Annotated in this window: 16 protein-coding genes; 7 read left to right on the top strand and 9 right to left on the bottom strand. The window is 62.3% G+C overall.

All coding sequences use genetic code 11. The features are described 5' to 3' along the window. Window positions 1-5 precede the first annotated feature (5 nt). On the top strand, window positions 6-1223 hold the full coding sequence (locus tag VHD36_00080; protein ID HVU85690.1) for a nucleoside transporter C-terminal domain-containing protein: 1218 nt from the start codon (window positions 6-8) through the stop codon (window positions 1221-1223). 13 nt (window positions 1224-1236) lie between these two features. On the opposite strand, the gene cdd is transcribed toward VHD36_00080, so the two are convergent. From cdd to deoC, 3 genes are read right to left on the bottom strand one after another with little or no spacing between them, the layout of a single operon-like run. Continuing rightward, on the bottom strand, window positions 1237-1641 hold the full coding sequence (gene cdd / locus VHD36_00085; protein HVU85691.1) for a cytidine deaminase: 405 nt from the start codon (window positions 1639-1641) through the stop codon (window positions 1237-1239). A gap of 18 nt (window positions 1642-1659) precedes the next feature. After that, window positions 1660-2538 carry a purine-nucleoside phosphorylase gene (locus tag VHD36_00090; GenBank protein HVU85692.1) on the bottom strand — a complete coding sequence of 293 codons (879 nt, stop codon included), beginning with the start codon at window positions 2536-2538 and terminating at the stop codon, window positions 1660-1662. Window positions 2539-2546: 8 nt separating this feature from the next. Further along, window positions 2547-3266, bottom strand: coding sequence for a deoxyribose-phosphate aldolase (deoC, locus tag VHD36_00095; GenBank protein HVU85693.1), 720 nt, complete (start codon window positions 3264-3266; stop codon window positions 2547-2549). Between the two features lie 117 nt (window positions 3267-3383). Here deoC and VHD36_00100 point away from each other — a divergent pair, with 117 nt between their 5' ends. From VHD36_00100 to glgX, 4 genes are all read left to right on the top strand, one after another. Then, complete coding sequence (locus VHD36_00100) at window positions 3384-4358, top strand: YihY/virulence factor BrkB family protein (GenBank protein ID HVU85694.1); 975 nt, start codon at window positions 3384-3386, stop codon at window positions 4356-4358. Window positions 4359-4412: 54 nt separating this feature from the next. Then, complete coding sequence (locus VHD36_00105) at window positions 4413-5684, top strand: AI-2E family transporter (GenBank protein HVU85695.1); 1272 nt, start codon at window positions 4413-4415, stop codon at window positions 5682-5684. Beyond that, window positions 5681-7018: an AI-2E family transporter gene (locus VHD36_00110; protein HVU85696.1), complete on the top strand. Its 1338-nt coding sequence runs from the start codon at window positions 5681-5683 to the stop codon at window positions 7016-7018. Before VHD36_00105 ends, VHD36_00110 begins: the two co-directional genes overlap by 4 nt. 66 nt (window positions 7019-7084) lie before the next feature. After that, entirely contained in the window at window positions 7085-9232 is a 2148-nt protein-coding gene (gene glgX / locus VHD36_00115; GenBank protein HVU85697.1) for a glycogen debranching protein GlgX, read from the top strand. A gap of 41 nt (window positions 9233-9273) precedes the next feature. Here glgX and VHD36_00120 read toward each other — a convergent pair whose 3' ends face one another. The 5 genes from VHD36_00120 to VHD36_00140 form a co-directional block, all read right to left on the bottom strand. Continuing rightward, window positions 9274-10137 (bottom strand): hypothetical protein, encoded by an 864-nt coding sequence (locus tag VHD36_00120; protein HVU85698.1) that lies wholly within the window; start codon window positions 10135-10137, stop codon window positions 9274-9276. A gap of 243 nt (window positions 10138-10380) precedes the next feature. Further along, complete coding sequence (locus VHD36_00125) at window positions 10381-10914, bottom strand: hypothetical protein (protein ID HVU85699.1); 534 nt, start codon at window positions 10912-10914, stop codon at window positions 10381-10383. A gap of 298 nt (window positions 10915-11212) precedes the next feature. Beyond that, the gene (gene eutC, locus VHD36_00130) at window positions 11213-12070 is read right to left on the bottom strand and encodes an ethanolamine ammonia-lyase subunit EutC (protein HVU85700.1); all 858 of its coding nucleotides are present in this window, start codon (window positions 12068-12070) and stop codon (window positions 11213-11215) included. Window positions 12071-12105: 35 nt separating this feature from the next. Continuing rightward, complete coding sequence (locus tag VHD36_00135; protein HVU85701.1) at window positions 12106-13491, bottom strand: ethanolamine ammonia-lyase subunit EutB; 1386 nt, start codon at window positions 13489-13491, stop codon at window positions 12106-12108. 156 nt (window positions 13492-13647) lie between these two features. Next, a complete protein-coding gene (locus VHD36_00140) occupies window positions 13648-15111 on the bottom strand; it encodes an amino acid permease (GenBank protein ID HVU85702.1) in 1464 nt (487 codons plus the stop codon). 156 nt (window positions 15112-15267) lie between these two features. Here VHD36_00140 and VHD36_00145 point away from each other — a divergent pair, with 156 nt between their 5' ends. Continuing rightward, window positions 15268-15942 carry a hypothetical protein gene (locus VHD36_00145; GenBank protein ID HVU85703.1) on the top strand — a complete coding sequence of 225 codons (675 nt, stop codon included), beginning with the start codon at window positions 15268-15270 and terminating at the stop codon, window positions 15940-15942. Between the two features lie 261 nt (window positions 15943-16203). Here VHD36_00145 and VHD36_00150 read toward each other — a convergent pair whose 3' ends face one another. After that, window positions 16204-17694 carry a sigma-70 family RNA polymerase sigma factor gene (locus VHD36_00150; protein ID HVU85704.1) on the bottom strand — a complete coding sequence of 497 codons (1491 nt, stop codon included), beginning with the start codon at window positions 17692-17694 and terminating at the stop codon, window positions 16204-16206. 590 nt (window positions 17695-18284) lie between these two features. Here VHD36_00150 and VHD36_00155 point away from each other — a divergent pair. Beyond that, complete coding sequence (locus tag VHD36_00155) at window positions 18285-19919, top strand: acyl-CoA carboxylase subunit beta (protein HVU85705.1); 1635 nt, start codon at window positions 18285-18287, stop codon at window positions 19917-19919. The last annotated feature ends 259 nt before the right edge of the window (window positions 19920-20178 follow it).

Below are 20178 nucleotides of genomic sequence, written 5' to 3' on the forward strand. Positions count from 1 at the left end.
CAAGCATGCTCTCGCGCTTCATCAGTCTGGCAGGCCTGCTGGTGATTATCGGCCTGGCGTGGCTGATGAGCTCGCACCGTCGCACTATTCCTTGGCGCGTGATCGCGGGGGGGCTGCTCTTGCAGTTCGCGCTGGCTGTCGTGGTGCTCAAGACCGATCCGGGCCAATGGTTGTTCACGACGACCGGCGACCTGGTGACGCGCCTCTTGGATTTCGTCGACGTCGGCGCTGCCTTTGTCTTCGGGCCGAATTTTCACGAGTTTCCGTTCGCCTTCAAGGTATTGCCCACGATCATTTTCTTTTCGTCGTTGATGTCGGTGTTGTACTACTTCGGCATCATGCAATTGGTGACCAGGCTTTTCGCCGTGGTCATGCAGCGTCTGATGAACACTTCGGGAGCCGAAAGCCTGGCATCGGCGGCCAACATCTTTGTCGGACCGACCGAGGCGGCACTAGTGATCCGGCCTTATATCGCCAGCATGACCAGTTCGGAATTGATGGCCGTCATGATTGGTGGCTTCGCCAATGCGGCGGGGGGCGTCCTGGCCGTCTACGTCAGCATGGGCATGAGCGCCGGGCATTTGATCACGGCGTCGTTGATTTCCGCTCCCGCGTCGCTTTTGCTGGCCAAGGTCATGGAGCCCGAACTGGGCGAGCCTGTCACGCGCGGGCGTGTGAAGATGGAAGTCGATACCAGTGCGGCCAACGCCATTCACGCCGCGGCGCTCGGCGCTGCCGAAGGGCTGAAATTGGCGCTGACCGTGGGAGCCATGATCATCGCCTTTCTGGCATTGATCGCCATGCTCGATGCGGGGATCGTGTGGCTTGGCGCGCAGGTCGGCCAATCGTGGTCCTTGGCGGCCGGCTTGAGTTACGCGTTTGCGCCGCTGGCGTTTGTCATGGGAATCGAACCGGCTGATTGCTTGAAAGTAGGCGAGCTCTTGGGCATCAAGGTCGTGGCCAACGAGATCGTGGCCTTCAAACAACTGGCCGAGTGGCTCGAGCCTGACTCGCTGACGCACATCAGCGATCGATCACGCGTAATTATCACCTACGCCCTGTGCGGCTTCTCGAACCTGGGGACGATCGGCATCCAGATCGGCGGCATCGGACCGATGGCTCCGGAGCGCGAGGGGGAACTGGCCCGATTCGGCCTGCGCGCCATGCTGGGTGGTCTCTTGGCGAGTTGCATGACCGCGTGTATCGCCGGTGTGCTTGTCTGAGGCAGGGGGGCGCCTAGCGCAGTCGAAAGCAGTTCGGCAAGAGCTGGGCCACACGCGCCTCGGTCACGGCATTCTGCCGCTCCGTGTCGACGAGCAAAATCACCAGATCATCGCAAAACTCACTCAGGACCTGCCGGCATGCGCCGCACGGCGTGAGCCCACCGGCGGTGGCCACGGCCAGGGCGCGAAAATCCCGCTTCCCGGCGGCCACGGCCGTGTGGACGGCCACGCGCTCGGCACAGATCGTCAGGCCGTACGAGGCGTTTTCCACGTTCGCACCCGTGACGATCGACCCGTCGACGGTCAAGATCGCCGCCCCGACTTGAAACCGTGAGTATCGGGCATAGGCGCGTTGCCGTGCGTCGACCGCGGCCGCGATGAGTCGTTCGCGATCCAATACTGCGAGCGAATCGTTCATAAAGGCACGTGCCGCTGTTTACAGTCCTGGACCTGTGGTGGTAACGACTTCGCGCGAAGGTGCTTCTGCGGCAAACTCGCCCACAATCTCCGCCACGATCTTTCGCAGCCTCGGTTCCGCGGAAGCTGCCACGTCGATAATCTCATGCGCCGTGGCGCGGCCCAAAGCGTCGGGCAGGCAGACGTTCGTCACCGTAGCCAAACCCAACACGCGCAGTCCCAGTTGCGCTGCGACGATCACCTCGGGCACGGTGGACATGCCGATCACGTCGCCGCCGACACGTCGATAGAACCGGTACTCGGCCCGGGTTTCCAGATTCGGACCTGTCACGCCGACGTAGACGCCACGGTGAGCCGCGAAGTTTTCGCGCCGGGCGATGGCGAGCGCTCGATCGTTGAGCTGGCGATCGTAGGGGCAGCTCATGTCGGGAAAGCGGTCGCCCCAGGGCGGGTTGTGCGGCCCGACCAACGGGCTGCGAAACATCAGATTGATATGGTCGTCGATGACGACGATATCTCCCCGCCGATAGCGCGGATTCATGCCACCGCTGGCATTCGAGACGATCAGCAATTCGACTCCCAGGGCGTGCATCACGCGCACCGGCAGCGTGATCTGCGCGGCTGTATACCCTTCGTAGGCGTGGCAACGCCCTTGCATGGCGATGACGGCCGCGCCGGCCAGGGTACCGCACACCAATTGGCCGCGATGCCCGACAGCCGTGGATTGCGGGAAATGGGGAATGCCGCCGTAAGGTATTGCTGTTTCGACCGCGATCTGGTCGGCGAACCCGCCCAATCCCGATCCAAGAATAACGCCGACCCGCGGCGCGCTCTGCCAGCAAGCGCGAATGTGGCTCGCCGCTTCTTCGATCGCCGCCGTTTGGAAATTCGGTTCCATGGCGCTCGCTAGTAGCCCGCGGCGGTCACAGTCGCGTCGGCCGCAGGCGTGATCAAGGCTTCGGGAGCGCTGGTGCCGATGCGCGTCGCGCCTAGTTCGCGCATCCGTACCGCTTCGGCATGGGTGCGCACGCCGCCGGCGGCTTTGACCTGCATGGTCGGGCCGGCGTGCGCTTTCATCAGAGCCACGTCGTGCTCGGTGGCGCCGCGATAGTTGTAGCCACCGGCCGACTGTCGCACGAATCCATAGCCGGTCGACGTTTTCACGAAGTCGGCCCCGACGCGACGACAGATCTGGCACAGCTCGATCTTTAGCGCGTCGTCGGGCAGAAAGTCGTTCTCGAAGATCACCTTTACCAGTGCACCGACCGAATGCGCCGCATCGACCACAGCGCGAATATCGGCTTCGACGTAGGCCCAGTCGCGGCTGAGGACCTTGCCGGGATTCACGACCATGTCCAGCTCGGTGGCGCCCTCTCGGCAGGCTAACTCGGCTTCAAAGACTTTAACGACCGTGTGATGCGAACCGTGCGGGAAGCCGATCACTGTACCGACGGCGACGGTGCTGCCGGCCAGTAACGTCGCGGCCAGCGGTACGGCATAGGGTTTGATGCAGACGCTGGCCACGCTCAATTCGACTGCCCGGCGGCAACCGTCACGAAGCTCGTCGTCGGTGAGCACCGGCGGCAAGAGCGAATAATCGATCATCCTGGCGATAGTTGCATCCATCGTGGTACCTTACGCCTAGGCGCGCGAGTCTCTGTAAGTCGCCGCCAAGTTACCGCCGCGATGGGCCGAGCGCCAAGCCGCTGAACGGATTCCTAACACGCACGCGATCCAAAGTTTATGAGACTGAAGGCGATCTGGGAAATTCTGCAGACCGCGATTGTCGACTGGCAGCGGCACAATGCGCCACGTTTGGGCGCGGCAATTGCGTACTACGCGATTTTTTCGATTGCCCCGCTGATGGTCATCGCGATTGCCATCGCGGGCTCGATTTTCGGCGAGCAGGCGGCCAAGGGCGAGGTCTTCGTGCAGATGAACCGGTTTCTGGGCAACGAATCGGCCGCGCGGGCGATCGAAGACCTGGTGCTCAACGCCGCCCGGCCGCGCACCGGTACGTTGGCCACCGCTTTAAGCTTTTTCGCGCTGTGGTTCGGGGCCTCGGGGGTTTTTGGGCAAATCAAAGGTGCCCTCGATACGACCTGGGGTGTCGAGCGAAAACCCGGGGCAGGGTGGTTGCCGGTTTTCCTGGAGTATGCCTGGAGTGTGGGCATGGTAGCCGCCGTGGGATTGCTTTTGCTAGGGTCGCTGGTGGTCAGCTCATTCCTGACCGCGGCGACGTCTTTCACCGAAAACACGCTGCCGATTTCTGATTTTTCGTTGCGCGTCGTCGAGTGGACCGTATCGCTCGCGGTGCTGACGATCTTGTTCGGCATGATCTTCAAGTTGCTCCCCGACGTCGTGGTGCGCTGGCGCGACGTGTGGGTCGGGGCCCTGATCACGGCCGTCCTTTTCTCAGTCGGCAAATTCCTGATCGGCTGGTATCTGGCCCGACTGGTCATCAGTTCGGCCTATGGGGCGGCCGGATCGTTCGTTCTGGTGTTGATCTGGACCTATTATTCGGCGCAGATTTTTCTCCTGGGGGCCGAGGTCACACAGGCTTACGCGCGGTATTTGGGGGCACCCGTGCGACCCTCTTGGCATGCTCAATTCGTAACCACCACGGCTGCCGCGGAGCCGCCTGCACTGTTTCGGCAGGCGTCGCCGGGGTCGGGCTCAAAACACAAACGCCGCGGCAAACCGAAGCGTTCTGGCTGATAAACGCCCGAGCGCGGACCAAGGGCTATGATTGCGGGGGAGCAAACAGAGCGCATGCCGACGGTCGCCACGAACGAAGAAACCTGGTCGCCACGACGCATCGTTGGAGGCACGCTGGTCGTATGCGCCGTGGTGGGTCTCTTTGCCTTGGCACTTGTGGCCAGGCATGTGTTGTTCTTTCTGTTCGTCGCCATCGTGCTCTCGACGGCGATCAAGCCGCTTGTCGCGCTTTTGACCGGTCGTGGCATTCCGCGCGTAGTGTCGATTGCCCTGGTCTATTCCCTATTGCTTACCACGCTCGTGGCGCCTGCGATCGTCGGTTTGCCGCTGTTGGTCGACCAGGCGCAGCAGGTACTGCATTCACTGCCGGAAAGCTACAGCGATTTTCGCGACCGGATCGGCAAGATTTCCGCCACGGTTGCTCAGCGTCTGCCGGAGAAGCCGCCGTGGGTCGACCGCGAGGACGAAGTAATCGAAGGCGCGATCTCCGCCATCAACCGCGCGATCAGCTACAGCGGTATCTTGATTCGCGGCGGCGTGATCGTGGTGATCGTGATCTTCACCAGCTTTCTGTGGACAATCTACGAAGAACAAACCATTCGCTCGCTGCTCTTGTTCCTGCCGGCCGACAAGCGGCAGGAGGCGGGCGAAGTGGTCGAGGGCATTCAGGCCAAGGTGGGCGCCTACATCCGCGGCCAGGGGCTGCTTTGCCTCGCCGTCGGGCTCATGTCGCTCGTGGCCTATCTGATCATCGGCCTGCCACATGCTCTGGTGCTGGCGATCACGGCGGGCGTTCTCGAAGCGGTGCCGGTCTTCGGACCCGTACTAGGAGCCATCGCGCCGATGCTCGTGGCGCTGTCGGTCGATCCCTCGAAAGTGCTGTGGGTTATCGTTTCGGCAATCGTCATTCAGCAGTCGGAAAACTATCTGCTGGTGCCGCGAATCATGGACCGCTCGGTGGGTGTGAACGCGGTGGTGACGCTTCTAGCGATCGCCGGATTCAGCGCCCTGGAAGGGCTGGCCGGCGCCGTGCTGGCCATTCCGATGGCCGCCATTATCCAGTTGCTCCTGGATCGTTACGTGCTGGGGCCCGAAGCGCTCGAGCCCGAGGCGCCGGCGCAACGGGATGCGATCGGTCAGTTGCGTTTTCAGACGCAGGCACTCATTCAAGAAATCCGCTTGCAAACTCGGGAAAAGGACGATCCCACCAGCAGCCGCGCTGACCGCGTCGAAGAGACGATCGAGCTCATCGCCCAACAACTGGACGACGTCCTCGCGCGCCGCGGTGACGTGCTGAACGTGCGGGCTGCGGAGGTGCTGCGATGAGACGATTAGCCGCTTCGACGGCGCTGGTGCTAGCGACACTCGCCGGGATCGCCATCCTCTGGGAATTGCGCGGGGCGGTGCTGATTTTTTTCCTGTCGCTGGGAACCTCGGCAGCGCTGCGGCCCATGATCGAGCAGCTTCACCGCTGGGGATTGCCTAAATCGTTGGCCTTGGGAGTGACGTATCTGGGCTGCGTGGTCGCTTTTTTTGGCTTGGCGCTGGCGCTGGTCTTTCCCTTGGCCGCGGACTTACACCAACTGGGGCACGACACCAAGGCGGCCTACGACGACATCAGCACGAACTGGCCGAAGGGAAACGCGCTGGAGCGGACGATTGCCCAGCGCTTGCCTTCCTGGGACGATTTGCAGCGCCTCGGTGTCCGCGCCGGCACGGATGCCGCCAAGGATGTCTCGGCTGCTAAAACCGAGCCAGCGAACCAAGACCAGCAAGCCGATCCGTTGGATCAAACCGAGAGCGGCATCGCCTCGTGGTGGGCCCATCGCGCCGTCCATACGTTGCTGGGGGTGACCTGGGGATTCTTCGGCTCGATCCTCAATGTGTTGATTATCGTGGTCTTGAGCCTTTATTGGAGCATCGATCGCGTTCATTTCGAGCGGCTGTGGCTGTCGCTCTTGGACGTCGGGCGCCGCCAGCGATCGCGCGAAACATGGCGCGCCATCGAAAACGCGACCGGAGCGTATTTGCAGCGTGAGGCGGTACAAAGCCTGTCGGCGGGCTGCCTATTGGGGTGCGGATTCTGGCTCTTGCAACAGCCCTACCCGGTATTGTCGGCGGCCGTCGGAGCGCTCGCCTGGTTGATTCCCTGGGTCGGTGCGCCCTTGGCGATGATCGCGGTCACCGCGATCTGGCTGCCGCGCTTCATGCTGGTCAGTGGCGAAGGGGCGCTCGTGATGCTGGCCGCCGCGTCGCTGTACACGCTCTTGGTGCTGATGCTGTTGGAATGGCTGGTCGAGCCGCGCCTGTTTCGACGCAAGCGCTATAACCCGATTTTGCTGGTCCTGGTCGGCGTGGGCATGGTCGATTCGTTGGGCTTCTTGGGATTGCTCCTTGCTCCACCGATTGCCGCCGCGATACAAATCCTGGGGGCCCAGTACTTGGCGCATCGGACCGCGGCGGCCTTGTCGACGCGCGAATCTTCGCCCAGTGCGCTGGCCGAGCGGCTATCGACGCTTCGAGCGCGGATGGCAGACGCCGCGGAGGTCTCGGCCGAAACGCAAAACGCCGTCAATCGGCTGGACGAGTTGGTCGAGCAGGCACGCCACTTGCTCGAACCACCCACGGCCGCCAGGTTGACTACCGGATTGTCGCATTAGATTGACTTGTTACGTCGATTATTGAAAGAATCGCATCCACGTCTTACGCCCTCGAGAAGGAACACTATGACCACGCCCACTGTTTGGCCAGGACGTCCCTACCCACTGGGCGCGACATGGGACGGCCGGGGAACAAACTTCGCGCTCTATTCCGAAAATGCCACAAAGGTCGAACTGTGCCTGTTCGATGCCGTGGATGGCCACAAAGAGACCGCGCGGATTACCCTGCCTGACGCGACCGACATGGTGTGGCACGCGTATTTGCCCGACGTTTTGCCGGGACAACTGTATGGCTATCGCGTTACGGGGCCTTATAAGCCGGAGGAAGGTCACCGCTTCAACCCCAACAAGGTCCTCCTCGATCCCTATGCCAAGGCCGTGGCGCGCGAAACGCAGTGGCACGACGAAATGTGGGGCTACAAGGTAGGTGACCCGGCGGCGGATTTGTCGTTCGACGATCGCGACAACGCGGCCTATGCCCCCTTGGCCGTGGTAGTCGACGCGGCCTTCACCTGGGGAGACGATCGCCCGCCGCAAACGCCCTGGAACAAGACCATCATCTACGAGCTGCACGTCAAGGGCATGACGAAGCTCAATCAAAACGTGCCGGAGCAGATGCGCGGAACGTACGCCGGTCTGGGCTCGGAGGCAGCCATTCGCTACCTGCAGGACCTGGGCATCACGGCCGTCGAGCTGTTGCCAGTACACGAGCACGTTGATGATCGGCACCTGGTCGAGCAAAAGCTCGTGAATTACTGGGGTTACAACACGCTGGGCTTTTTCGCGCCCGAGCATTTGTATTGCGCGGCGGGCAGCGGCGTGGAATCGGTGCGCGAATTCAAGACCATGGTTCGCAACCTGCACTCGGCCGGCATCGAAGTGATCCTCGACGTGGTCTACAACCACACGGCCGAGGGAAACCAGATGGGGCCGACCTTGTCGTTCCGTGGGATCGACAATGCCGCTTACTATCGGCTCTCGCCCGAGGATCGCCGCTACTACGTCGATTACACCGGATGCGGCAACACGTTCAACATGCGCAATCCGCGCGTGTTGCAATTGATCATGGACAGCTTGCGCTACTGGGTCGAGGAGATGCACGTCGACGGTTTCCGTTTCGATCTGGCCAGCACCCTGGCCCGCGAACTGCACGAAGTCGACAAACTGGGAGCGTTCTTCGATATCGTGCATCAGGACCCGGTGATCTCGCAGGTGAAGCTGATTGCCGAACCGTGGGATTTGGGCGAAGGAGGGTACCAGGTCGGAAACTTTCCGGTGCTGTGGTCGGAATGGAACGGCAAGTACCGCGATTGCATCCGCCACTTCTGGAAAGGGGACGGCGGCGTGGCGTCGGAATTCGCCACGCGCTTCTGCGGCTCGAGCGATCTATACGAGTGGAGTAGCCGCCGACCGCACGCCAGCATCAATTTCGTCACTTGCCACGACGGCTTCACGCTGGCCGACCTGGTCAGCTATGACCATAAGCACAATGAAGCCAACCACGAAGACAACCGGGACGGCGCGGACAATAACATCAGTTGGAATTGCGGCATCGAAGGACCGACCGATAAGCCCGAGGTGCTGAATCTGCGGGCCAAGAAGCAACGTGCCGTGCTGGCTACTCTGCTCCTCTCGCAAGGCGTGCCAATGATCCTGGCCGGCGACGAGATCGGCCACTCGCAACAAGGAAACAACAACACCTACTGCCAGGACAATGAGCTGACGTGGCTCAATTGGGAATTAACGCCCGACCGGCAAACGCTGCTCGACTTCACGCGGCGGGTGATCAAGCTGTTTCACGAGCAGCCGGTGTTTCATCGTCGCCGCTTTTTTCATGGTCGCGCGCTGAAAGGGGCCGAAGCGCGTGAAATCGCCTGGCTCGACCCGAGCGGCAAGGAGATGTCGGACGAGGCTTGGAACGCCCCTTTCGTGCGCTGCCTGGGCGTTCAGCTTTTCGGTCAGTCGATCGACGTCGATACACATGGCGAAACGATACGGGGTGACACGCTGCTGTTGCTCTTCAACGCGGACCATACCCACACGATTCCCTTTACGCTACCCCCGTCGGGCAGTTCCGCGCCTTGGGAGTTGGTATTCGACACCGCGCGCGTCGATGCGAAATCGAATCTGGGGTTGCTGACGCAGTACGAGCTGGATACGTGTTCGGTGGCCGTGTTCCGCTCGTCGAATGAACCGGCCGATCGTACTGCGTAGCAATGTCTTGCTCCGTCGTCGTGGCAGGATAGACGATCGGCTCACCAACTGCCGAACGAGGCCCGCGCCGCACCGGGATCTAGTTTTGGCGCGTGCCGGGAGGCAACGATCGGCGTATCCTCGTCGACGGCCGTGAGATGACGAAGCGCTGTGTCGTTTGCCGCATCCGCATCCGCATCCGCATCCGGATCCACGCGCCACTCCCACTCACTGAACGAATTGAACGAATCATCTTCCGGTCGCGTGCCCTGGTTGCCCCTCGGCGAGCCCTGGTCGTTTTCTCCGCCGGGAGCGCCTGGAGACAACGTTCCGTGACTGGCGCGTCCCATCGGATTGAGGTTTCCGAGTTCACCGCGTTCGAGCGATTCGGTGCGGGTCACAACGCCTCCGAGCGCCTGGCCCAACGGGGTGACCAGACCCAACGACGGCGCCCAGGGAACTGCTGACGTCGATATTGCCGACGTCTGCGAGGCGTCGGGAACGTCTGTGGCCGTGAGGGCATCCTGACCGAAATCCAGGATGACCCCCAACTGCGTGGAACCAGCCGGATTCAGCGCCGCAGCGCTGGAAGTAATGGAACTGCCGGCTAGCGGGGCCGCTGCGGTAGGTGTCAGAACCGAGGAAGTGAGGACCACCGCGGCACCAACGACCGAAGGGCTTACCACCGGAGTTGGCGATACGCTGCCCGGCCCCGTCGGCGCGGCCGTGCCGGTAGTCGCACCACTCGGCAATGTTGGTCCGATAGGAGTCGGGTCGACTGATGGCTGCACGCCCGCGGCCATCGTCAGGGCCGATGCGGCAAGCATCTGCCGCGTCTCGAGCTCTTCGAAGAACAAGGGTCGTCGACGGGTTGCCCAGCCCGTTGGCTTGCTGTTTGATGCAAGCCGTGCAAGAAACCAACGCATGGGCAGTTCCTCCTGCCCAGCAGGTAGAGCAAATGCCGCGCCGCGCGATGGAACGAGTATTCGCGCGAAATAAAATGTATAGTCTAGCGCGCGACCAGGAGAGGTTGCTATCGCGACACACGGCGCTCAAACGCTCACCGCCGAACCGGCAGATGGGGTGACACGCTGTGCGCCGTGACCTGCAGCGACGTAAATGCGCCGTCGGGACGAAGAATCAGCATGCCTGCCCAGGATGCCGTGTCGCTAGGTCGTCGCCATGGCAGCGATCGCGGCATCGCGTGCGTCGCTAAAGTAGGATGCCGTGACTCGCGCCACCGAATCGATGGCGTCTTCCAAATGATACGAAGCGCCCGCGTCTTCGGGATTCGGCGGTTGCAATTGTTGCGGCGGAATCGGTTCGACGAGCGGGCCGTGGCTGGCGCGCGAGAAAGGGTTCAGGCTGCCCAGAGCGCCGACCCCTAAGGCTTCGGTGCGCATCGCCACGCCGCCCAGAGATTGAGACAAGGTCGAAACGGAGCCTTGCGACGCCATCCAGGGAATAGCGTTCCCAAAGTTCATTGCCGAACCCACCGTATCGGTGGCCGGCAGCGCGTTCTGCCCCAACGTTTGCACCACGGTGAGTGGCGTCGCGGACGCTGTGGGAATGATCGTCGGCGGGTCGGCCGGCGAGGCGAACAGCAGGTATCGGCGCTCCAGCTCTTCGATATGAAGCTCGATCTTGTGCTTAATGATGCTCTTGCGGTGTTTACTACCCAACCGACGTGGTACACGGAGCATGTTCTGGTCTCCAACGTCCGCACGAGGGACTGTCGACGCGCGTAACCGATTCGCCCCGCAAAAACAGCGCCCCGGCCAGCCTGCCCGATGCGCGGCCAAGAAAATTATTTGACCTAAAACGGCGGTCGGCAAGTTAACTTTGTGAGATTTTTCCTGGACCGGAAGCAGTTGTACCGAGGCTCCCGAGGGAAGCCCGCGGTTCTGCCCCGGAAATTCCGATTGCAAAGGCCCGTTTGATTGGTCAGGGAATGCCGCCGCGGTATCGGTGCGAATGCCCCATTCAGGGGCGGCGTCGATTTCATCCCGACGCCGGCCCTTCGACCGGCTTCATGCCTGTCACGGTCGTTTCCAGCGCCACACTCTCGTCCTTGAGCGCCACGCCGCTCAGTTTTCGTGCCAAGGATTCGCGAAAAAGGTAATGCAGTCGCAGCGCCGCGGCCTCGGGCGGCAGTCCTTGCGGACGAATATTGGAAAGGCAATTCCGGTCCGCGTCGCTCAGCCCGGCGCGCGGGCCGAAGACGAGGTAAGCCCCCAAGCTGTCGGGCGAACCAAGCCCTGGCCGCTCGCCGATCAGGATGACGGCCACACGCGCGGCGAACGTGTGACCGATTTCATCTTCGATCGCCACACGGCCGTGCTCGACAATCACGATCGGCGCTAGCGAACGGCGCTCGGCACGCAACAGCGGTAGCCAGGCGGCCAGCAGCGGTACCACTTGCCGCTGAGCTGCCAGCGCTGACAGCCCATCGGAAACGACAATCGCCAGATCGAGCCTCCAGGTATTCACGACGTGGTCTTCACCAGCGCTTGCGATATTTTCACAAGGGGCCGCAGCCGCTGCCGCGAGGGCCAGCGCTTCGCGGCTGTCGTCGTCGAGGCGGCGCCCCCAATCAGGCCGCCGTAGAAACGCCGCGCGGTCCGCTGCACCGCTCGTCAGGCAAAGCGTTGATACGTCCAGCCGGCCGATCTCTTCGGCTAACTTGCAAGCGTCAAACGGCGCGTGTACCGCATCGCGGGCCCGGGCGTGAGCAAGCTGAAAGTCGAGCAGTTCCGCAGTCGGTACGCTTGCGCCAGCGCGCCCCAGGGCGATCCGCGCAGGCGTCAGCGCGCGCAACTTTTGCCAGGCGTCAGCACGTGCGACAGGTTGGTGCGGCAAAAATATTGCTCCGGCCGCGCTCGAACGGCTGACGGTCACGAGGGCGAGTTGATTTGCGATAACAACCGGTGTCGCTCGCTTACTGGCAGCAAACGATGCTCCCCGTCGACGACCCCCAGCGATTCGAGCCAGCTTTCAAATTCCGGCGCCGGGCGCAGCCCGAGCACCTGGCGCAAATAATGGCTATCGTGGAACGATGTCGATTGATAGTTCAGCATCACGTCGTCGGCGCCGGGCACGCCCATGATGTAATTGCAGCCGGCGACACCCAGCAGCGTCAGCAGCGTGTCCATGTCGTCTTGGTCGGCCTCGGCGTGATTGGTGTAGCAGATGTCACAGCCCATCGGCACGCCCAGCAGCTTGCCGCAAAAATGATCCTCGAGCCCTGCGCGGATGATCTGCTTGCCGTCGTAGAGGTATTCGGGCCCGATGAAGCCGACCACCGTGTTCACGAGAAGCGGTTCGAACCGGCGTGCTACGGCGTAAGCCCGGGCTTCGAGCGTCTGCTGATCGACACCGTGATGGGCGCCCGCTGACAGGCAGGCTCCTTGCCCGGTCTCGAAGTACATCACGTTGTTGCCCACCGTGCCACGGCCGAGCGATCGAGCCGCGTCGTTGGCTTCGGCCAAGAGCGCCAGATTGATGCCGAAGCTTTTGTTGGCCGCTTCGGTGCCGGCGATCGATTGAAACACCAGGTCGACCGGCGCGCCGCGCTCGATGGCAGCCAACTGATTCGTAACGTGGGCCAACACGCACGATTGCGTGGGAATGCCGTGCGCGTGGATCAATTCGTCGATCAGCTTCAAAAGATCGACCAGCACGGGCATGTTGTCGCCCGCCGGATTGATGCCGATCACGGCGTCTCCGCAGCCGTAGCACAGGCCGTCGAGAATCGAGGCCGCGATCCCCCGCAGATCGTCGGTCGGATGGTTCGGCTGCAAGCGCACCGACAGCCGGCCGGGCAGGCCGATCGTATCGCGAAAGCGCGTCACGACGCGGCGCTTGCTCGCCACGAGCACCAGGTCTTGGTTGCGCATCAGCTTGCTTACGGCGGCCACCATCTCGGGCGTCAGGCCGGGGGCGAGGGCTACGAGCGTCTCGCCCGTCGTCTCGTACGACAGGAGCCAATCACGAAATTGACCCACCGTCAGATCCGCCACCGGCGCAAAGGCCTGGCGATCATGCGTATCGAGGATCAGCCGCGTGACTTCATCGATTTCATAGGGAACCGCCGGCTCGGCAAGAAACTGCGTAAGCGGCACCTCGGCCAATAGCATTTGCGCCGCGACGCGTTCCTCGGCCGTTGCGGCCGCTATGCCCGCTAGCGCATCACCACTACGCGCCGGCGTGGCCTTGGCCAGCAGCGTTTTGAGATCGGCAAATTCGTAGCGCTCTTTGCCGAGCGAAAGGCGGTACGTCATAGGGAAGTTAGCGGACTTCGAACGAATCAAATCATGCGCAAAAAACGCGTCGGCTCGCGCCGATCAAGATAGTTTACCCCACGGCGAGGGCGATGTTCCATGCGGGCAGTCGATTGCGTAGTCGCCCGCGGCCGCCTTGCGGTGATGACGTCGCGCTCAATCGACGTGCCGGAAATGTTGCAGGTCTTCGGCCGTCAGCCTTGGCCGCACAATGGCGCCGAAGTACAGCATGGCAACGATCAGCGCCCCGACGTACCAAATGCTGATCCAACGCTCAAAGGAATTAGGCGCGGCGCGGTTGTCGAAATTGCCGTAAAGCATCAACACGAACGCCACCGCCGCGAGCACCATCGCCACGGTAGGTAGCAGTGGATAGAGCGGCGTACGATAGGGTCGCGGCAAGTCGGGCTCCCTGCGCCGCAACGCGAACAGTGCCACCATCGAGAGCGCGTACAAGGTGACGGCCCCCAGGGCACTCATCGTGATCAGGCCCGCCGTGTCGAAACAGTAAATCGACACGACACCGATCGCCAGGTTCACCGCCAGCGCCACGACGGGCGTGCCGGTCCGCGGATGGGCCTTTCCCAACGCGCGGGGCAAAAAGCCGACGCGCCCCATGTCGAACAATGCCCGTCCTGCGACCAGCACGATGCCGTTGAACGAAGCGACGAAGCCCAGGAGACCGATGCCCACCAGTGCATGGAACAGTGGTGAATCGACGGACACGATCTGGCCAGCGGCCAGCAGGAGCGGGTTATCGGCGGGCGTGGCGTCGGCCGCAATCATGATCGAGCCGTCGCCGTCGGCAGTAATATGTTGCGCTTCGTACACGGCGCGCTCCCACCCTCCCACGCCGACGCATCCGGCCAGCACGATTCCTCCCAGGATCACGAGCGTGGCAATCGCGAAGCCGAAACCGAGAGCGACATCGCGCTGCGGGTGGCGCGCCTCTTCGGCCGCGTTCGCCACGCCTTCGATAGCCACGTAGAACCACACGGCAAAGGGAATGGCCGCCAAAATGCCGGCGGCTCCGTGCGGCATTGAGTTCGCCGTGAAATGCGCGAGCTCGAAATGAGGTAGCGCCACGCCGGCGAAGAGCAAAATGCCGCTGACAGCCACGATCGTGACGAACAGCTCAAAGGCCGCGGCCTGGCGCACGCCCCACATGTTCAGCCCGGTAAACGCCAGGTAAGCCGCAAGAGCGACGTGTCGGCGATCGATGCCGGGCAGCCACTGGTTGATATAGGTGCCGATGGCCATGGCGATCGCCGGCGGGGCGAATAGGAACTCGATCGCTTGCGCGGTGCCCGCCAGAAAGCCGGCCCCGACGCCCAGCCCGCGCGACGCGTACACAAAAACCCCGCCCGCCCGCGGGATGGCACACGCCATTTCGGTGTAGCTAAAGACGAAGGCCAGCGCCATCAGGCTCATGAGCACATAGGCCACGAGCAAACCACCGCTACCGCCGGCGGCGAGCCCCAAATTCCAGCCGAAGTAATCGCCCGAGATCACATAGCCAACGCCCAAGCCCCAGAGAGTGATGGGGCCGAGGGATTTGTGGAGATGGCCGGTGCCTTGCGGGACCTCGGGCTTCGCAACGGGACTGGACGAATGATCCATGCGGGCGCGAAAAGCGATTCGAGGTGGACCGCCAAATGCCCGCTGGAAATTCCGTGGGCAAGTTTGTCAATATATCACAAGAAGACGCTGAAATTGATCAGGAGATTGTCTAGCCAAGCTAAGGAGGTTGCCGCCGCGAAATCTGATACTTGACTCTTGTACACTGCCGCGAAAAATGAAAGCAAGAAAAAGTATCACGCCATTCGCACGACGCGAGAGGGACCAAAAATGGATACGTCGGTCTTCAAGGGCTTGCTCCCATTTCAGCACCTGCACTCTTTCATGGTGACAGCCGGTCTCGCCGTTGGGATATGGCTGTTTTTCTATTTGGAATCTCAACTCGACGAGCTCAAGCGGTCCTCAGCATCCGTCCAGGATCGGTATGAGTTTATCCAACAGAGCGTTCTCACGGTCGTCCCTCATCCGGTGATGTACCGCACGCCGGTACTCGAACTGCCCAAGGCCCCACCGAAGCGTCAACTGACATCCTTGGATCAATACGATCGCAAGGAAATCCTGGAGTATCTCCGGCGTGCTGCTATCTACGCTCAGACAAGGGCACGCGCCAATGGAGAAAAGGACGAGCGATGGGAGCAGGTCAGTAACGGGCTCGATTCAATTACCCAGCAGACGGACGAGCTGCGGGAAGAGTTGCTTGGAATGTGGACGCTCGCTGATTCCCGCGAGCGTCATGCACTTTGGCAGAACTACGTGGTTTTGGCCTGCATCCTCGTTGTCGCCATTGGGTGTATCGAATGGTGCAAAGCACAGATACGCACCAACGCTATCCAGGTGGCGGAATTGCAACTGAAGCAGAAAGCACTGGCTTAAATGAGGCGGGGTTGATAACAGAAAGGTTGCGAAGCAATCGCGAGCGCAAAAAGACAGGACCGTCAACCTTGCGGTTGACGGCCCTGAGCGCAAGCCCTCGGCCTCTTTCTCTGTCCGGGGGCTATGCGGATTTTGTGATGCGATGGAACGCCACGCAGCGATTGGCGAACATTCGGAAGCGTCGTCGCTAATTGTCGCGCCCGGGCTCCCAGAGCCCGGCTACAGATGCGTTGTCACGCGTAACGACTTGACGCGGCGGTTCTACGCGCTTTCCACCTCGTCGACGAAGCCGGTGAGCGCCTTGGAGCGCATCGGATGTTGTAGCTTCCGGACGGCCTTGGCTTCGATCTGCCGCACGCGTTCACGGGTTACCGAGAAAATCTGGCCGACCTCTTCCAAGGTGTACGAATAGCCGTCGGCCAGGCCGTAACGCAGTCGCAGGATTTCGCGTTCGCGATAGTTCAACTCTTCGAGCACGCTGGCGATACGCTGCTTAAGCGCTTGCTGGCTCATGTCGGCCAGCGGGTCGTCGTTGCGATGATCTTCGACGAATTCGCCGAAGAAGCTGTCGTCGTGATCGCCCACCGGCTGGTCGAGCGACAACGGATGCCGCGTCATCTTCAGAACGCAGGCCGCTTCCTCGATCGTCAGCTTGGCGGCGGCTGCCACTTCTTCGACCGACGGCTCACGCCCGGTCTTCTGCACCAGGTCGCGGGCGACCATGCGGACCCGGCTCATCGTCTCGATCATGTGGACCGGCATGCGGATCGTCCGGCTTTGATCGGCGATCGCCCGGGTGATGGCCTGGCGAATCCACCAGGTAGCGTAGGTCGAGAACTTGTAACCACGGGCGTGCTCGAACTTGTCGACAGCCCGCATCAGGCCGGTGTTCCCTTCCTGGATGAGGTCCAAGAAGCTCAAGCCCCGGTTGCGATAACGCTTGGCGATCGACACGACCAGTCGCAGGTTTCCGGCCGACAGGACGCGCTTGGCGGCGTCGTAGCGCGACTGGTATTCCAGGGTGTTGTGGATGCGGCGGGCCAGCGTGGCCGGGCTGTCGAGCGTGATCCGCATCAGGTAGTGCAACTCGTCGCGCAGCCGCTTGATGGCCTCGGCCGGGGCCGACTCGCGTCGTAGGTCGCGAATCTGCTCGATCAGCGTCCCCATTCTCTGCGAAATTTCGATCAGCTTGTCCATCACGGGCTGCAAACGCTGCGTGCGCAGATTCAGCTCTTCGACCAACCGTACCGCCTTGCGACGACGCGTGACGAGTCGGCGCCAGGCAGCCTTGCGCTCGGCCCGGGGCTGCCGCTTCGAGATGGCGATGCGGAAGTCGCGCACATTCTGCCGCAACAGATGATCGAGCGTGTTCAGATTCGGCGCCAACAGCGACAGGATCTGTTTCTTCTCGGCGGCGTCGGTCACCGAGACCTCGACGGTGCGGTCGAGGCGCAATTCGCCGTCGCGCACCTTCTTCAAAAGCGTGACCGCGCCTTGCAGCACGAAGTCGCTCGCCAGCATGTTGTCGCGGAAGCGGGTCCGCGTGAACTCGATCTGCTTGGCCGAAGAAATCTCCTGCTCGCGTGTGAGCAGCGGGATTTCGCCCATCTGCATCAGGTAAATCCTGATTGGGTCGTCGATACGGTCTTCGGAGCCCGTATCGAGATCGATCTCGCCGAGTTCCTCTTCGTCGACCTCGGCGGCTTGCGGATCGTCGTTGCCTTCGACTTCGTCATCGATCTCTTCGGCCATTTCGCGATCGACGGGCAGGTCGTCGCTTTCCGAGGGCAACTCGCGGGACGGGCGCGCGGGGCGACCGGGTCGCCGCGGCGAGGTGGCCGGCGTGTGCTTCGCCGTGCCGGATTTCGCGGGGGCGGAATTGCGACGAACGATGGCTTTCTGGGCGGGCTTACGCAAGGTGCTTTCCTTCTTGAAATCGCCGAGAGACGTGCTGAACAGCCGATCGGTGAGGGGAGCCGCCAACGGGGGCGAGTGGCATGGAAGCACTCGGGGTGCCAAAGACCGCGGCACCGGGCGACAGGCTTGTCTCAAGTCATTATTCGACCGGGAGTAACGAATCGTCCAGGGCCCCTATTTCGTGCTACGGAGCCGTGGGCGATGATGTTCCCGGGCATCATCGAGAATCCCCGATGCGTCGAGTTTTTGAAACGCCGCCGCCGACCGTTTAAGCAGCTCGTTGGTTTGGTCTGAATGGCGTGCCGGCTCGCCGCGGCGGCCGGCTTTGCCCTGTCGGGGCGGCTGCTATGATGCACCGTTCGGCCCTGTTTTGGTCGCTTCGCATCCTGCTCGTCCCCATTGCCCTCAGAGAGAACGCCCCCGCAATGCCTCCTACGATCGCCGGAGACCAGCCCACCCTGGCCGAATTGACCGCGGAAATTCGCAAGCAGGAGGCCGAGATTGCCCTGGGCGGCGGTCGCAAAGCGATCGCGCGGCAACACGAGAAGGGGCGCCTCACGGCGCGCGAGCGGATCGAGAAGTTGATTGATCCGGGCACTCGTTTTTTCGAGATCGGGCTGTGGGCCGCCTGGGAGATGTATACCGAGTGGGGAGGCGCTCCGGCGGCAGGCGTCGTGTGCGGCGTGGGCACGATCGAGGGCCGGCGGCACATGATCATCGCCAATGACGCCACGGTGAAGGCCGGCGCCTTCTTTCCCGCCACGGCCAAGAAAGTATTGCGGGCACAGCGCGTGGCGTTTCAGAACCGGTTGCCGCTGGTGTACCTGGTCGACTCGGCGGGCGTCTTTCTGCCGCTGCAAGAGGACGTGTTTCCCGACGAGGATGATTTCGGCCGCATCTTTCGCAATAACGCCGTGATGTCGGCGGCCGGCCTGGGCCAGATTTCGGCGATCATGGGCAATTGCGTGGCTGGTGGCGGTTACCTGCCTGTGTTGTGCGACAAACTGCTGATGACCGAAGGATCGGGCCTGTATCTGGCCGGGCCGGCGCTTGTGCGTAGTGCGATCGGTCAGAAGGTCGATAGCGAAGAACTGGGCGGCGCGAAAATGCACGCCCAAGTGAGCGGCACGATCGACTACCGTGACCCGGACGATTTGACCTGCCTGGCCCGGCTGCGGCGGCTGGTCTCGGCGGTGCGTCCCGATCCGGCCGTGCCGCCGGCGCCGTTTACGCGCCACGAGGCGGTGGCGCCGGCCCGACCGCCAGAAGACATTAACGAGCTGGTCAGCCCCAACCCGCGCCGCGATTACGAAGTGCGCGACGTGCTGTCGTGCATCGTCGACGCCGACACGTTCGACGAGTACAAGGCCGAATATGGCCAGTCGCTGGTGTGCGGGACGGCGCGGTTGGGCGGATTCCCCGTCGGTATCGTCGCGAATCAGCATCACCAGTCGCGTCCGGCCGATGGTCCGATCCAGTTCGGCGGCGTGCTGTACGTCGACAGCGCCGACAAGGCCGCGCGGTTCGTGATGAATTGCAATCAGGACTGGCTGCCGATCATTTTCTTCCAGGACGTAAACGGCTTCATGGTCGGGCGGGATAGCGAGCGCGAAGGAATTATCAAGGCCGGCGCCAAGCTGGTGAACGCCATCGCCAACAGCCGCGTGCCGAAATTGACGGTGCTCGTCGGCGGTTCTTACGGGGCCGGCAACTACGCCATGTGCGGGAAGGCCTTCGACCCTCGGCTGGTCTTCGCCTGGCCTTCGTCCCGGTGCGCCGTGATGGGGGGCGAGCAGGCCACGAGCACGCTTTTGGACGTGATGGTCAAAAGCCTCGAACGGCAGGGGCATGCCGTGGATGCCGCCGAGATGGCGGCACTGCGCGACAAGGTGAAAGGAGACTACGACCGCCAGATGGATGCCCGCTACGGTGCCGCGCGCGGCTGGGTCGACCGGATCATCGATCCCGCGCAAACGCGCGACGAGCTGGTCTACGCCCTGGAACTGGCCACGCGCCAGGCCAGCGATGAACCGTTCCGGGTAGGGGTGTATCAGGTTTAAATGAGTGGGCAGAGGGCAGCCGGCAGAGGGCAGTTTTGGTTAGTAGTGAGTAGCCGGTAGTCAGTTGCCAGTAGTCAGTTAAGAAGTGGAAAATTGGCGCACGAAATCGATATTGCGCCCGTAAGTCGCTATCACTATCGTCTGCCTACTGCCTACTGCCTACTGCCTACTGCCTACTGCCTACTGCCTACTGCCTACTGCCTACTGCCTACTGCCTACTGCCTACTGCCTACTGCCTACTGCCTACTGCCTACTGCCT

It is taken from the genome of Pirellulales bacterium, from assembly GCA_035546535.1.
Lineage (GTDB): Bacteria > Planctomycetota > Planctomycetia > Pirellulales > JACPPG01 > JACPPG01.

What these genes read in the sequence shown, in the direction of transcription:
- deoC (HVU85693.1), bottom strand. Translation starts at nt 3,266, where the DNA reads ATGGATGCAACTATCGCCAGGATGATCGATTATTCGCTCTTGCCGCCG.
- VHD36_00110 (HVU85696.1), top strand. Translation starts at nt 5,681, where the DNA reads ATGAGACGATTAGCCGCTTCGACGGCGCTGGTGCTAGCGACACTCGCC.
- VHD36_00150 (HVU85704.1), bottom strand. Translation starts at nt 17,694, where the DNA reads ATGGCCGAAGAGATCGATGACGAAGTCGAAGGCAACGACGATCCGCAA.
- VHD36_00100 (HVU85694.1), top strand. Translation starts at nt 3,384, where the DNA reads ATGAGACTGAAGGCGATCTGGGAAATTCTGCAGACCGCGATTGTCGAC.
- VHD36_00105 (HVU85695.1), top strand. Translation starts at nt 4,413, where the DNA reads ATGCCGACGGTCGCCACGAACGAAGAAACCTGGTCGCCACGACGCATC.
- VHD36_00125 (HVU85699.1), bottom strand. Translation starts at nt 10,914, where the DNA reads ATGCTCCGTGTACCACGTCGGTTGGGTAGTAAACACCGCAAGAGCATC.
- VHD36_00135 (HVU85701.1), bottom strand. Translation starts at nt 13,491, where the DNA reads ATGACGTACCGCCTTTCGCTCGGCAAAGAGCGCTACGAATTTGCCGAT.
- VHD36_00140 (HVU85702.1), bottom strand. Translation starts at nt 15,111, where the DNA reads ATGGATCATTCGTCCAGTCCCGTTGCGAAGCCCGAGGTCCCGCAAGGC.
- VHD36_00080 (HVU85690.1), top strand. Translation starts at nt 6, where the DNA reads ATGCTCTCGCGCTTCATCAGTCTGGCAGGCCTGCTGGTGATTATCGGC.
- VHD36_00155 (HVU85705.1), top strand. Translation starts at nt 18,285, where the DNA reads ATGCCTCCTACGATCGCCGGAGACCAGCCCACCCTGGCCGAATTGACC.
- VHD36_00090 (HVU85692.1), bottom strand. Translation starts at nt 2,538, where the DNA reads ATGGAACCGAATTTCCAAACGGCGGCGATCGAAGAAGCGGCGAGCCAC.
- cdd (HVU85691.1), bottom strand. Translation starts at nt 1,641, where the DNA reads ATGAACGATTCGCTCGCAGTATTGGATCGCGAACGACTCATCGCGGCC.
- VHD36_00120 (HVU85698.1), bottom strand. Translation starts at nt 10,137, where the DNA reads ATGCGTTGGTTTCTTGCACGGCTTGCATCAAACAGCAAGCCAACGGGC.
- glgX (HVU85697.1), top strand. Translation starts at nt 7,085, where the DNA reads ATGACCACGCCCACTGTTTGGCCAGGACGTCCCTACCCACTGGGCGCG.